The organism is Mycobacterium gordonae, from assembly GCF_017086405.1.
GTDB classification, from domain to species: Bacteria; Actinomycetota; Actinomycetes; order Mycobacteriales; family Mycobacteriaceae; genus Mycobacterium; species Mycobacterium gordonae_D.
In genome coordinates, this window is the sequence record NZ_CP070973.1 from 6,701,567 (window position 1) to 6,715,013 (window position 13,447).

Consider the following 13,447-nt stretch of genomic DNA (forward strand, 5'->3'; position numbering starts at 1 on the left):
TCACTCCCCGACCGCGGCCGCGATCTCGTCGGCGCTGTCGAATGCCCGCGGCAGGGTCTGCGCAACGCTACCGTCCGGCCGCAACACCACCGTCGCGGGCATCACATTTGCCACCCGCAGCGCAGCCGCCACCCGGCGGCGGCCGTCCTGCAGCGTCGGCAGATGAACCCCCAGCTCGGCCAACCGCAGCAGGGCAGCGGTCTCATTCTCGTCCTGATGCACCGTCACCACCATCACGTCGGACCCCGCCCGACGTTGATACTCGGCCATCGCCGGCAGCTCGGCAGCGCAAGGCCCACACCAGTACGCCCAGAGATTGATCACCACCCGCCGTCCGGCCAGTGCCTGCGCCACGTCGACCGCGGCGCCGTCGGCCGCACACTCCACCACCACCCCGCGCAGGGCCGGGACGCCCGGCCCGTCACCTGCGGCCGGGCAGGGGGCCAGATCCGCCCGCCGGCGCGGTTCGACCAGCGCCTGCGGGGTGTCGGCGTCCCGATGCTCGCGCCCGGCCGGCCCCGCGGTGGTGGTCTTCGGGGCGGCGTCGTCACGCAGCTGCGCGACCAGCGCCACGACCAGAGCGGCCACCACCGCCACGACCGCAACGGTCCAGCGGGCAGCACCGGAAAGCCCCTTCATGCCCGGCTCGGTTACAGCCCGGCCAGGGCCAACAAGTGGTCGGTCTCGGGACCCTGTACGAGTGGGGCGGCCAGCAACGGTTCGGTGGGTCCCAGCCCGTAGGACGGGCAGTCCTTGGCCAGGACGCACACACCGCACGCCGGTTTGCGGGCATGGCAGACCCGGCGGCCGTGGAAGATCACCCGGTGACTGAGCAGGGTCCATTCCTTGCGCTCGATCAACTCGCCGACGGCGTGCTCCACTTTCACCGGGTCTTCCTCAGCGGTCCACCGCCAACGGCGCACCAACCGCCCGAAATGGGTGTCGACGGTGATGCCGGGGATATCAAAAGCGTTGCCCAGGATGACGTTGGCGGTCTTGCGACCGACACCGGGCAGCGTCACCAACTCCTCCATGGTGCGGGGCACCTCACCGTCGAACCGCTCGACGAGAGCCTGGCCCAGTCCGATCAGCGAGTTGGCCTTATTGCGGTAGAAGCCGGTGGGGCGGATCAGAGCTTCGAGTTCTTCGCGATCGGCCCGCGCATAATCCAGTGCCGTCCGGTATTTCACGAACAACGCCGGCGTAGTCAGGTTCACGCGCTTGTCGGTGCTCTGGGCCGAAAGTATCGTCGCGACCGCGAGCTCGAGTGGCGAGGTGAAGTCCAGCTCGCAGTACACGTGCGGAAATGCTTGCGCAAGCGCCCGATTCATTCTCCGCGCCCGCCGCACCAACCCGGTGCGCGTCTCGTTGGCGAAGCGCTTGGCGACCGCTTTCTCCAACCCCTTTTCCTTGCGGGGGGACGACTTTGCCGCTGACACCTACGACAGAGTACTGATTTCGTGATCTGGCTGAGACCTTGGCCATGTTTACTCTTTGTGTGTTGTGGTTGCTGGTGGCCTGCATCCCGGCGTTGCTGATGTTGGCGACGCTCGGGCTCGGGCGGCTGGAAAGGTCGCTCACCCATGACACCGTGTCAGCCTCGGATGTGGCTGATTTTCTCGACCACGCCGACGCCGTCGACGTCCGTACGCTGGCCCGCGAGGGCATGCCGGAAGCGCTGGAGTTGCTGCACCGCCGCCAGTCGCTCGGAGTGGAAGCCGCCCCGGCGCCACGAGCGCTCACCGGACGACATCACGTCGAGACTTTCTTCGCCGCCGACATGGTCGGCCGCATCGAATCCGGCCTGCCCACCCGCATCCAAGGGCGGTATGTGACCAACACGCAGTTTACGGTGACCCGACACATTAATCGTGTGTAGCGTTGGCAGGCCGCACCGTTTGGCCTACGTTTAGACTCGTGTCGGCCGTCACAGTTTGGCCTGCCCGTATCAACTTCGTTCGAAACTGAAGAGGCAAGAAGAGGCAACGTGGACGAGATCCTGGCAAGGGCCGGAATCTTTCAAGGGGTTGAGCCCAGCGCAGTCGCCGCACTGACCAAGCAGTTGCAGCCCGTCGACTTCCCCCGTGGACACACCGTATTCGCCGAGGGCGAACCGGGTGACCGGCTGTACATCATCGTCGCGGGCAAGGTGAAGATCGGCCGTCGCTCACCTGATGGACGAGAGAACCTGCTCACCATCATGGGCCCGTCGGACATGTTCGGCGAGCTGTCGATCTTCGACCCGGGACCCCGGACGTCCAGCGCGACGACGATCACCGAGGTGCGCGCGGTCTCGATGGACCGCGACGCGCTGCGGGCCTGGATCGCCGACCGCCCGGAGATCGCCGAGCAGCTGTTGCGCGTGCTGGCCCGTCGGCTGCGGCGCACCAACAACAATCTGGCCGACCTGATCTTCACCGACGTGCCCGGCCGGGTGGCCAAGCAGCTGCTGCAGCTCGCGCAGCGTTTCGGCACCCAGGAGGGTGGCGCGATGCGGGTCACCCACGACCTGACTCAGGAGGAGATCGCCCAGCTGGTCGGCGCCTCCCGGGAGACGGTCAACAAGGCGCTGGCCGACTTCGCCCACCGCGGCTGGATCCGCCTGGAGGGTAAAAGCGTGCTGATCTCGGACTCCGAGAGACTGGCCCGCAGAGCTCGCTAGTCACGCCGAGCGGGCGCCACTAGGTCCGCAGGTACTCCAGCTGGACCTGCACCGACCACTCGGCCGCGTGCCAGAGCTTCTCGTCGACGTCGGTGTAGACGTGTTCGACCACCTGACGAGCGCTGGCGTCCTCGCCGAGTTCACGCAGCGCCGAACGCACCTGTTCCAACCGCTCGTGCCGGTGCGCCAGATAGCCTTGCGTGACGGCGTCCAGGTCCGCCAGCTCGGGGCCGTGCCCGGGCAGCACCGCACGCCGTCCCAGCCCGCGCAGCCGCTGCAGGGATTCCAGGTAGGCGGTCAGGTTGCCGTCCTCCTTGTCCATCACGGTGGTGCCGCGCCCCAGCACGGTGTCGGCCGTCAGCACCGCATCGTCTAGCACGAACGACAGCGAATCGGCGGTGTGGCCGGGTGTGGACATCACGGTGATCCTCAGACCGGCTGCGTCGATCACTTCACCGTCGAGCAGCTCGCCGCCGAACCCGCGCAGAAACCCGCTGCCCGCCGAGCGCACTGTCGCCCCGGTGCGCGCGACCAGCTTGTCGATGCCATCGGTGTGGTCGCCATGTCGGTGACTGATCAGCACGAGGACGATCCGCCCCAAAGCGGCCAGCCGCGCGATGTGCTCGTCGTCGTCAGGTCCGGGATCGACGATCACCAACTCGTCGCTGCGCGGACCACGGAGCACCCAGGTGTTGGTGCCCTCCAGCGTCATCAGGCCGGGGTTGTTGCACAGCAGCACCGAAGCGGTGTCGGTGACCGTCCGCAGCTGGGCGTAGGCGGGATGGGCGAGCGCTGGGTCGGCCACGGCCGCTACCCGACCTCCACGATCATCTCCACCTCCACCGGCGCGTCCAGCGGCAGCTCGGCGACCCCGACCGCCGAGCGCGCGTGCACGCCACTGTCGCCGAAGACCTCTGCAAGCAGTTCCGAGGCCCCGTTGATGACGCCCGGCTGACCGTGGAAGCCGGGCGCGGAGGCGACGAAGCCCACCACCTTGACCACCCGGGTCACCGAGTCGAGCTCCACCAGTGCATCCACGGCAGCCAGGGCGTTGAGGGCGCACACCCGTGCCAGCGCCTTACCCGCGTCCGGGGCGACGTCAGCACCGACTTTGCCAATGGCGGCCAACTTCCCGTCCACAAATGGCAACTGGCCGGCGGTGTAGACGAGATTGCCGGTGCGCACCGCGGGCACATAGGCCGCCAGCGGCGCCACCACGTGGGGAAGCGTGAGTCCGAGTTCCTCCAGACGGGCTTTCGCGCTCATGGCACCCGGCCCTTACTTGGGGCGTTTGAGGTAGGCGACGTGCTGCTCTCCGGTGGGGCCGGGCAACACCGCCACCAGCTCCCAGCCGTCGGCGCCCCACTGGTCGAGGATCTGCTTGGTGGCGTGGGTGAGCAGCGGAATCGTCGCGTACTCCCATGTGGTGGGTTGGGTCATGATCGCGAGCTTATCCGGCAAAACAGCAACGGCTAGCATGCGATAGTGGCTAACACATCGAGCGGCGGTAGTCCCGTCGGCTGGCCTTCGCGGTTGTCGAAGGCTCGCCTACATTTCGTGACCGGCAAGGGCGGTACCGGTAAGTCGACGATCGCGGCGGCGCTGGCGCTGACCCTGGCTGCTGGTGGACGCAAAGTGCTGCTGGTGGAAGTTGAAGGGCGTCAAGGGATTGCGCAACTCTTCGACGTTCCGCCGCTGCCCTACCAGGAACTCAAGATCGCTACCGCCGAACGCGGCGGGCAGGTCAATGCACTGGCCATCGACATCGAGGCCGCTTTTCTGGAATACCTCGACATGTTCTACAACCTGGGTATCGCGGGTCGCGCGATGCGCCGCATCGGCGCCATCGAGTTCGCCACGACCATCGCGCCCGGTCTGCGTGACGTGCTGCTGACCGGCAAGATCAAGGAGTCCGTGATCCGGCTGAACAAGGGGGCCAAGAATCCCGTCTATGACGCGATCGTTGTCGACGCACCCCCGACCGGACGCATCGCCCGCTTCCTTGATGTCACCAAGGCGGTGTCGGATCTGGCTAAGGGCGGGCCCGTGCATTCGCAGGCCGAAGGGGTGGTCAAGCTGCTGCATTCCGACCAGACCGCCATCCACCTGGTGACACTGCTGGAAGCGCTGCCGGTGCAGGAAACTCTGGAAGCCATCGAGGAACTCGCCGAGATGGAGCTACCGATCGGCAGCGTGATCGTGAACCGCAACATCCCCGCCTATCTCGACAACGACGACCTGGCGAAAGCCGCCGAGGGTGTGGTGGACGCCGATGCCGTACGTTCCGGGCTGGCCATGGCCGGGATCGAACTCGAAGACGACGACTTCGCGGGCCTGCTCACCGAGACCATCGAGCACGCCACCCGGATCAGCGCCCGCTCGGAGACCGCCCAGCAACTCGAATCGCTGCAAGTGCCGAGGCTGGAACTGCCGACGATCTCCGACGGGGTCGACCTGGGCAGCCTGTATGAACTTTCGGAAGTACTTGCGCAACAGGGGGTTCGGTGACCATGACCCAGGCACATAAGCCGAAGACCCTTGATATGGCGGCGATTCTGGCTGACACGACCAACCGCGTGGTGGTGTGCTGCGGCGCCGGCGGTGTCGGCAAGACCACCACCGCCGCGGCGATCGCGCTGCGCGCCGCCGAATATGGGCGCACCGTAGTGGTTTTGACGATCGACCCGGCCAAGCGACTCGCACAAGCGTTGGGAGTCAACGACCTCGGCAACACTCCGCAACGCGTTCCATTGGCGCCCGAGGTGCCCGGCGAGCTGCACGCGATGATGCTCGACATGCGCCGCACGTTCGACGAGATGGTGGTCCAGTACTCGGGATCCGATCGGGCCCAATCGATTTTGGACAACCAGTTCTATCAGACGGTCGCCACGTCACTGGCCGGCACGCAGGAATACATGGCCATGGAGAAGCTGGGCCAACTGCTGGCACAGGACCGGTGGGACCTCGTCGTGGTCGACACGCCGCCATCCCGCAACGCCCTGGACTTCCTGGACGCCCCCAAGCGCCTGGGCAGCTTCATGGACAGCCGGCTGTGGCGGCTGTTACTGGCCCCCGGCCGCGGCATCGGGCGGCTGGTCACCGGCGCGATGGGTCTGGCGATGAAGGCGATGTCGACGATCCTGGGCTCCCAGATGCTGGGCGACGCGGCGGCGTTCGTGCAATCGCTGGACGCGACGTTCGGCGGTTTCCGGGAGAAGGCCGACCGCACCTACGCGCTACTGAAGCGGCGTGGCACCCAGTTCGTGGTCGTCTCGGCCGCCGAGCCCGACGCGTTGCGGGAAGCGGCTTTCTTCGTCGACCGGCTGTCCCAGGAAGGGATGCCGCTGGCCGGACTGGTCTTGAACCGCACGCACCCGCCGCTGTGTGCACTACCCGTCGAGCGGGCCATCGATGCCACCGAGAAGCTGGAGTCCGAAGCAGGCGGCTCGGACGCCGCGGCGTTGGCGGCGGCCGTGCTGCACATCCATGCCGATCGCGGCCAAACGGCCAAACGAGAGATCCGGCTGTTGTCCCGCTTCACCGGCGCCCACCCGCACGTGCCGGTGATCGGAGTGCCCTCACTCCCGTTCGACGTCTCGGATCTGGAGGCGCTGCGCGCCCTGGCTGACCAGATCACGTCTGCCTGATTGTCCTTTGACCTGCGGTGATGTCCGCGCATCCGACGGGTTATTTGACGTCCATTCAACGGCGACCACGGTCACCGCGCATGTCTACAGCCCCCGAAACCCATCTGACCTGCATTAATACAGCGCCTCGGATACTTAGCTAAGCTAGGCTGTAACAATAAAGTAATGATGAATGACGGCCTGGGCCGCGGCCGAAACGACGTCGGGCGATCCCCACCCACGGCGCCCCGAGATCCGGCTCGAACGCTCGGTGAGTTACGCCTGTCGCTGACTCTGTAAAGGCGACGCGACCAGCGACGATACCGTGCTCAGCAGGCGTTATTTGACGCCGAATCCGCGGCGCTCGCTAACGGACACCTGTCCGGTACCCGCAAAACAGCCGCTGAACAGCGAAAACGTCCTAAGCGAAAACAGCGCGCAGCTAAGCTGTAATAAGAAAGTAATGAGCAACACACCCGCCGCGGGGGCGGAACGGCTCAGCGCCCGTGACTGTCAGACGATGTTGCGGCGCTTGCGCTTGTCGAAGTACTCCGACCAGGAAACGACCTCGGGGTGTTGCTTGAGCAGCGCACGGCGCTGACGCTCGGTCATACCGCCCCAGACGCCGAATTCGACCTTGTTGTCGAGCGCGTCCGCGCCGCATTCCTGCATTACAGGGCAGTGCCGGCAGATGACTGCCGCCTTACGCTGGGCGGCTCCACGTACGAACAGCTCGTCGGGGTCCGTTGCCCGGCACAACGCCTGCGACACCCAGGTGATGCGCTCTTCAGCTTCGACGCTGCGGAGCAGGTTCCCTGTGGACGTGAGGTTGGTCCTTCGTGCGCCCGGGCGTGTTCCTGACACGAGCTGATCCCTTCCTTCCGACCCCCGCTCGCGGGGGCCCTCTTCGGGTACCAGCCGACGATGCGTTTACAGCCACAAAGTGCACATCGGTGTTACCTGAATCTCACTGCGTGTCTAAGTTAGGGGGTCGACCGCCAATTGCGCAACAGTCCGATAACGCTTTTTCTGGGACGTCCGTGCCGTCTTGCGTCGCTCAGCCGGGGAAAACAGGATCGACTTGTCCGGCTTTGGGCCTCTGACCAGTAATGTCGCAGGAATTGCACAGCTTCGAGGGCTAGCCAACCTGTTCAACAACTGCTAAAGAATTTTTTTCCCAAGCCGCACGGCGCGGAGGCGTGACGAGAGGTCGCTACTGTAGTACGCATGTCCGAGCGCCCCCCGGTCGCACTCACGCTGCTGAAGCTCGCAGGCTTCTGTCTGCTCGCCAGCGTGGTGGCCACCGCGCTGATGTTCCCACTCGCTGGTGGCGTCGGGCTGATGTCCAACCGGGCTTCGGAGGTCGTTGCCAACGGCTCGGCCCAGCTTCTCGAGGGACAGGTGCCGGCGGTGTCGACAATGGTCGACGCGAAGGGCAACACCATCGCGTGGCTGTACTCCCAGCGCCGTTTCGAGGTGCCGTCCGACAAGATCGCCAACACCATGAAACTGGCAATCGTTTCGATCGAGGACAAGCGGTTCGCCGACCACAACGGTGTGGACTGGAAGGGCACCCTGACCGGCCTGGCCGGCTACGCCTCCGGCGACGTCGAAACCCGCGGCGGTTCGACCATCGAGCAGCAGTACATCAAGAACTACCAACTGCTGGTCACGGCACAGACCGATGCGGAGAAGCGTGCGGCCGTCGAAACCACCCCGGCCCGCAAGCTGCGGGAGATCCGGATGGCGCTCACGCTGGACAAGACCTTCACCAAACCCGAGATCCTCACCCGCTACCTGAACCTGGTCTCCTTCGGGAACAACTCGTTCGGAATCCAGGACGCCGCCCAGACCTACTTCGGGGTCAATGCGATCGACCTGAACTGGCAGCAGGCGGCGCTGCTGGCCGGCATGGTGCAGTCGACCAGCGCGCTCAACCCCTACACCAACCCCGAGGGCGCGTTGGCCCGACGCAACCTGGTGCTCGACACCATGATCGAGAACATTCCCGGCGAGGCCGACGCGCTGCGCGCGGCCAAAACCCAGCCGCTGGGGATCCTGCCGCAGCCCAACGAACTGCCCCGCGGCTGCATCGCCGCCGGCGATCGCGCCTTCTTCTGCGACTACGTGCAGGAGTACCTGTCGCGCGCGGGTATCAGTAAAGACCAGGTGGCCCGTGGCGGCTACCTGATCCGCACCACGCTGGACCCTGACGTCCAGATCCCGGTGAAGTCGGCCATCGACAGGTTCGCTCCCCCGACGCTGAGTGGCATCTCGAGCGTGATGAGCGTGATCCTGCCCGGCAAGACATCGCACAAAGTGGTGGCGATGGCCAGCAACCGCAAGTACGGCCTGGACACCGAGGCCGGTGAGACGATGCGGCCGCAGCCGTTCTCGCTGGTCGGCGACGGCGCCGGATCCATCTTCAAGATCTTCACCACGGCCGCCGCCCTGGATATGGGCATGGGCATCAACGCCCAGCTCGATGTCCCGCCCCGCTTCCAGGGCAAGGGTCTGGGTAGCGGTGGCGCCAAGGGCTGCCCGAAGGACACCTGGTGCGTCATCAACGCCGGCAACTACCGGGGCAGCATGAGCGTGACCGACGCGCTGGCAACCTCGCCCAACACCGCCTTCGCCAAGCTCATCTCGCAGGTCGGGGTGTCGCGGACGGTGGACATGGCCATCAAGCTCGGTCTGCGCTCCTACGCCAATCCCGGCACCGCGCGCGACTACAACCCGGACAGCAACGAGAGCCTGGCCGACTTCGTCAAACGGCAGAACATCGGGTCCTTCACCCTCGGCCCCATCGAGGTCAACGCACTGGAGCTGTCCAATGTCGCGGCCACCCTCTCGTCCGGCGGCATGTGGTGTCCGCCGAACCCCATCGACAAGCTGATCGACCGCAACGGCAACGAAGTCTCGGTCACTACCGAGACCTGTGAGCAGGTGGTCCCCGAAGGTCTGGCCAACACCCTCGCCAACGCCATGAGCAAGGACGCGGTGGGCAGCGGCACCGCCGCCGGGTCCGCTGGAGCGGCGGGCTGGACCCTGCCGATGTCCGGCAAGACCGGCACCACGGAGGCGCACCGGTCCTCCGGATTCGTCGGCTTCACCAACCGTTACGCCGCGGCCAACTACATCTACGACGACTCGCCCTCGCCTACCGACCTGTGCTCGGCGCCGCTGCGGCACTGCGGCAGCGGTGACCTATACGGCGGTAACGAGCCCGCGCGCACCTGGTTCACGGCGCTGCAGCCGATCGCCAACAACTTCGGTGAGGTGCATCTGCCGCCCACCGATCCCCGGTACATGGACGGTTCACCAGCCGGGCGGGTGCCCAGTGTGGCCGGTCTGGATATCGACCAGGCGCGTCAGCGGCTCAGGGATGCCGGTTTCCAGGTCGCCGACCAGCCCAACTCGGTCAACAGCAGCGCTAAGTACGGCGAGGTGGTCGGAACTTCGCCCACCGGTCAGACCATCCCGGGCTCAATCGTGACGATTCAGATCAGCAACGGCATCCCACCACCACCACCGCCGCCGCCGGACGGCGGGTTGCCGCCGGAGGTCGTCGGATCGCAGGTTGTCGAAATTCCGGGGCTGCCACCGATCACCATTCCGCTGTTGGCGCCTCCGCCGCCGGCTCCTCCCCCATAGGCGCCTGGTAGGCGCTGATCGCGGGAAGAGCCGCGCGTCGAGTCGGTCACCGGGCAGTAAACTGCCTGGCATGGCTGAGGTACTCCCCGTCGTGTTAAGGACCGGCGCCGCGGCGCTCGGCTCAGCGGTGGCCGGGATCGGCTACGCCGCGTTCGTCGAGCGCAACGCCTTCGTGCTGCGCGAGATCACCATGCCGGTTTTGAGCCCCGGTTCCACCCCGCTGCGGGTGCTGCACATCAGCGACCTGCACATGACACCCAACCAGCGGCGCAAACAGGCCTGGCTGCGCGAATTGGCCAGCTGGGAGCCCGATCTAGTGGTAAATACCGGCGACAACCTGGCGCACCCCAAAGCGGTTCCCGCGGTGGTGCAGTCCCTGGGCGATCTACTGTCCCGGCCCGGTGTCTTCGTCTTCGGCAGCAACGACTATTTCGGCCCCCGCCTAAAGAACCCGATGAACTATCTGACCAACCCGGATCACCGGATCAAGGGCGAGCCGCTGCCCTGGCAGGACCTGCGGGCGGCGTTCACCGAACGGGGGTGGCAGGACCTCACGCACAATCGCCGCGAGTTCGAGGTGGCGGGCCTGCACGTCGCGGCAGCGGGTGTGGATGACCCGCATATCGACCGCGACCGCTACGACACCATCGCCGGGCCGGCCAGTCCGGCCGCCAATCTGCAGCTGGGCCTGGTGCACTCGCCGGAACCGCGGGTGCTGGACCGCTTCGCCGCCGACGGATACCAACTGATCATGGCCGGTCACACGCACGGTGGCCAGCTGTGCCTGCCGTTCTACGGCGCGTTGGTCACGAACTGCGGTCTGGACCGCTCCCGGGCCAAGGGCGCCTCCCAGTGGGGCTCCAACACCCGGCTGCATGTCTCCGCGGGGATCGGAACGTCGCCATTCGCGCCGGTGCGGTTCTGCTGCCGGCCGGAGGCGACCCTGCTGACGTTAATCGCCACCCCGATGGGCGGCCGGGATTCGACCAGCAACCTGGGGCGCTCGCAGCCAACAGTGTCCGTGCGTTGACACAAACCCGCATCGCGGCCCGCAGCCTCTCCCGCAGCTGGACCGACAATGCGATCCGGTTGATCGAGGCGGACGCGAGACGCAGCGCCGACACCCATCTGCTGCGTTACCCGTTGCCCGCCGGGTGGGGCGATAGCGCCGGAGTGGAGCTCTACCTCAAGGACGAGACGACCCACATCACCGGAAGCCTCAAGCACCGGCTTGCCCGTTCCCTGTTCCTCTACGCGTTGTGCAACGGCTGGATCGGTGAGGGCACCACGGTGGTGGAGGCGTCCTCGGGCTCCACCGCGGTGTCGGAGGCCTACTTCGCGGCGATGCTGGGGCTGCCGTTCGTCGCGGTGATGCCGGCGGCGACCAGCGCCGCCAAGATCGCTTTGATCGAATCACAGGGCGGCCGTTGCCATTTCGTGCAGAAGTCCAGTGAGGTCTATGCGGAGGCGGCGCGCGTCGCCGCGCAGACCGGGGGCCACTATCTCGATCAGTTCACCAACGCCGAACGCGCCACTGACTGGCGCGGCAACAACAACATCGCCGAGTCGATCTACTTGCAGATGGAGTTCGAGGCACACCCATCCCGGCCTGGATCGTGGTGGGCGCCGGCACCGGCGGCACCAGCGCCACGATCGGCCGTTACATCCGCTACCGCCGCCACGCGACCAGGTTGTGCGTCGTCGACCCGGAAAACTCCGCCTTCTTTCCCGCCTTCGTCGAGAACCGGCTCGACGTGGTGACCGGCGCGTCGTCACGGATCGAAGGCATCGGCCGGCCGCGGGTCGAGCCGTCGTTTCTGCCTTCGCTGGTCGACCGGATGGTCTCGGTGCCCGACGCGGCCTCAATCGCGGCCGCTCGCCATGTCAGCGCTGTCCTGGGCCGCCGGGTCGGCCCGTCGACGGGCACCAATCTGTGGGGCGCGTTCGGCCTGCTGGCCGAGATGGTGGCCGCGGGCCGCCGAGGTTCGGTGGTGACGCTGCTGGCTGACAGCGGTGACCGCTACGCCGACACCTATTTCGACGACGAGTGGGTCGCCGCCCAGGGACTCGATCCCGGCCATGCCGCCCGGGCGCTCGTCGAATTCGAGCGTTACTGCCGCTGGGACTGAGCCGCCGACCTGCCGTTTGGGAGGTGGCCGCTCCGGTGCGATAGGCTGTCGAGGCTTCAAGCGGGGTGTGGCGCAGCTTGGTAGCGCGCTTCGTTCGGGACGAAGAGGCCGTGGGTTCGAATCCCGCCACCCCGACTTTTGTGATGTCTCAAGACATCGGAATTGTCCGAACCCTCGTTTAGGGTTCGGGTTTTTTCTTTGGGCGGCCGGTGGGGGTGCCGCGGGGTTGGTAGTCCCTGGTGGGGTCCAGTGTTAGCTGGCGGAGGAGTTCGCCGGTGGTGGCGTGGATGATTCTGATGTTGAGGTCTTGGGCGAGGATCAGTACGCGGGTGCGGGTGTGGGTTCGGCCGATGCCGACGTGGTGGAGTCGGCCGGCGTGGCGCAGGGTGCGTTTTCCTTATTGGTCGATGCGGTCGGTGCGGAGGCGGTTGTGGGTGTCTAGGCGTTGCCCGGGGGTGGCTTTGGGGCGTGCGGTGTAGGCGGTGGCCGGGCTGGCGTGGTGGGGTAGTTCGCGGTGTGGGCGGCGGTGGTTGTAAAGGTCGGTGAATTGGTCGAGTTGGGTTTGTAGTTCGGCGATGTTGGTGGCGCGGGGTTGGGCGGTGAGTCATTTTTTGAGGGTTTGGTGGAAGCATTCGACTTTGCCGCAGGTGGTGGGTGATTGGGGTGGAGTTGATCTGGACCACGCCCAGGCGGTGGAGTTCGGATTCCAGGTGGTTGCGGCCGCCTTTGCCGCCGGAGAAGCGGGTGGTGAAGACCATGCCGTTGTCAGTGAGCGTGGAGTACGGGATGCCCTGGGTGGCACAGGCTTTGCGGAATTCGGCCTGGACGATGGGGCCGGTGATGCGGGGAGGACTTGGGCCGGCGCTGGGGTGTGGGAATGATGAGGCCGAAGGCGACCAGGTGGCGGTGGATGCTGGGTACTGACACCACCAGGCCGTGGTGGTGCTTGAGGTGCCAGGCGATGGTGTGGGGACCGTGGTCGAGTCCTTTGCTGGCAGTTCAGCGCGCAAGCCGGTGATCAGATCGACGGTGGCCTGCGGCAATCGGGGTTGGGCTGGTGTGCGGCCGGCGCGAGCGCAGCTCGAACGCGGCCTCGCCTTCAAGCCGGTACCGGGCGACCAGCTTTGAGATCCAGCCCTGAGACACCCCGTAATCACGGGCTACCTCAGATTGGCTACGACCCTCAATGACGACGGCAGTGATGACCAGGCGGGCTTTCGACACCCGCTGACGCTGAACCCATCAACTATTCCGATGTCTTAAGACACGCTATTCCTATGTCCTGAAACCACACACCGCCACCCCGACTTTGATGTCTCTAGGACACTCACACACGGCCTGGACCTCGTTCCGAGGGCCAGGCGTTTATCTGGGCG

General features: G+C 66.2%; 15 protein-coding genes, 1 tRNA gene and 1 pseudogene. 10 read left to right on the forward strand and 7 right to left on the reverse strand.

The window, feature by feature from the left end; genetic code table 11:
• Window positions 1-639 carry a TlpA family protein disulfide reductase gene (locus JX552_RS28860; RefSeq protein WP_205875230.1) on the reverse strand — a complete coding sequence of 213 codons (639 nt, stop codon included), beginning with the start codon at window positions 637-639 and terminating at the stop codon, window positions 1-3.
• Between the two features lie 11 nt (window positions 640-650).
• A complete protein-coding gene (nth, locus tag JX552_RS28865) occupies window positions 651-1,331 on the reverse strand; it encodes an endonuclease III (protein WP_205878741.1) in 681 nt (226 codons plus the stop codon).
• Window positions 1,332-1,483: 152 nt separating this feature from the next.
• Here nth and JX552_RS28870 point away from each other — a divergent pair, with 152 nt between their 5' ends.
• Together JX552_RS28870 and crp are read left to right on the forward strand one after the other, a co-directional pair.
• Window positions 1,484-1,879, forward strand: coding sequence for a hypothetical protein (locus tag JX552_RS28870; RefSeq protein ID WP_205878742.1), 396 nt, complete (start codon window positions 1,484-1,486; stop codon window positions 1,877-1,879).
• A gap of 108 nt (window positions 1,880-1,987) precedes the next feature.
• Window positions 1,988-2,662: a cAMP-activated global transcriptional regulator CRP gene (crp, locus tag JX552_RS28875; protein ID WP_036362963.1), complete on the forward strand. Its 675-nt coding sequence runs from the start codon at window positions 1,988-1,990 to the stop codon at window positions 2,660-2,662.
• A gap of 19 nt (window positions 2,663-2,681) precedes the next feature.
• On the opposite strand, the gene JX552_RS28880 is transcribed toward crp, so the two are convergent.
• From JX552_RS28880 to sp36, 3 genes are read right to left on the reverse strand one after another with little or no spacing between them, the layout of a single operon-like run.
• Entirely contained in the window at window positions 2,682-3,467 is a 786-nt protein-coding gene (locus JX552_RS28880; protein WP_205875231.1) for an MBL fold metallo-hydrolase, read from the reverse strand.
• Window positions 3,468-3,472: 5 nt separating this feature from the next.
• Complete coding sequence (locus JX552_RS28885; RefSeq protein ID WP_205875232.1) at window positions 3,473-3,928, reverse strand: RidA family protein; 456 nt, start codon at window positions 3,926-3,928, stop codon at window positions 3,473-3,475.
• Window positions 3,929-3,940: 12 nt separating this feature from the next.
• Window positions 3,941-4,102, reverse strand: coding sequence for a Sp36 family protein (gene sp36 / locus JX552_RS28890; protein WP_120794267.1), 162 nt, complete (start codon window positions 4,100-4,102; stop codon window positions 3,941-3,943).
• Window positions 4,103-4,144: 42 nt separating this feature from the next.
• Here sp36 and bagA point away from each other — a divergent pair, with 42 nt between their 5' ends.
• Window positions 4,145-5,170 carry an ATPase BagA gene (bagA, locus tag JX552_RS28895; protein ID WP_205878743.1) on the forward strand — a complete coding sequence of 342 codons (1,026 nt, stop codon included), beginning with the start codon at window positions 4,145-4,147 and terminating at the stop codon, window positions 5,168-5,170.
• Window positions 5,171-5,172: 2 nt separating this feature from the next.
• On the forward strand, window positions 5,173-6,309 hold the full coding sequence (gene bagB, locus JX552_RS28900) for an ATPase BagB (protein WP_205875233.1): 1,137 nt from the start codon (window positions 5,173-5,175) through the stop codon (window positions 6,307-6,309).
• 492 nt (window positions 6,310-6,801) lie between these two features.
• On the opposite strand, the gene JX552_RS28905 is transcribed toward bagB, so the two are convergent.
• Window positions 6,802-7,152, reverse strand: coding sequence for a WhiB family transcriptional regulator (locus JX552_RS28905; RefSeq protein ID WP_205875234.1), 351 nt, complete (start codon window positions 7,150-7,152; stop codon window positions 6,802-6,804).
• Between the two features lie 363 nt (window positions 7,153-7,515).
• On the opposite strand from JX552_RS28905, the gene ponA2 reads away from it, so the two are divergent.
• The 6 genes and pseudogenes from ponA2 to JX552_RS32915 all read left to right on the forward strand — a co-directional run bounded on the left by ponA2 (window position 7,516) and on the right by JX552_RS32915 (window position 12,952).
• Entirely contained in the window at window positions 7,516-9,942 is a 2,427-nt protein-coding gene (gene ponA2 / locus JX552_RS28910; RefSeq protein WP_205875235.1) for a transglycosylase/D,D-transpeptidase PonA2, read from the forward strand.
• Window positions 9,943-10,012: 70 nt separating this feature from the next.
• Entirely contained in the window at window positions 10,013-10,972 is a 960-nt protein-coding gene (locus tag JX552_RS28915) for a metallophosphoesterase (RefSeq protein WP_205875236.1), read from the forward strand.
• Window positions 10,969-12,071: pseudogene (gene cds1, locus JX552_RS28920) on the forward strand (L-cysteine desulfhydrase Cds1). Before JX552_RS28915 ends, cds1 begins: the two are co-directional and overlap by 4 nt.
• A gap of 61 nt (window positions 12,072-12,132) precedes the next feature.
• Window positions 12,133-12,206 (forward strand) — tRNA-Pro (locus JX552_RS28925).
• 148 nt (window positions 12,207-12,354) lie between these two features.
• Window positions 12,355-12,513 (forward strand): hypothetical protein, encoded by a 159-nt coding sequence (locus tag JX552_RS28930; RefSeq protein WP_205878780.1) that lies wholly within the window; start codon window positions 12,355-12,357, stop codon window positions 12,511-12,513.
• A 196-nt stretch (window positions 12,514-12,709) separates the two neighbouring features.
• Window positions 12,710-12,952, forward strand: coding sequence for a hypothetical protein (locus JX552_RS32915; RefSeq protein ID WP_241010755.1), 243 nt, complete (start codon window positions 12,710-12,712; stop codon window positions 12,950-12,952).
• Window positions 12,953-13,070: 118 nt separating this feature from the next.
• On the opposite strand, the gene JX552_RS32920 is transcribed toward JX552_RS32915, so the two are convergent.
• Entirely contained in the window at window positions 13,071-13,295 is a 225-nt protein-coding gene (locus JX552_RS32920; protein ID WP_241010756.1) for a helix-turn-helix domain-containing protein, read from the reverse strand.
• Window positions 13,296-13,447 lie beyond the last annotated feature (152 nt).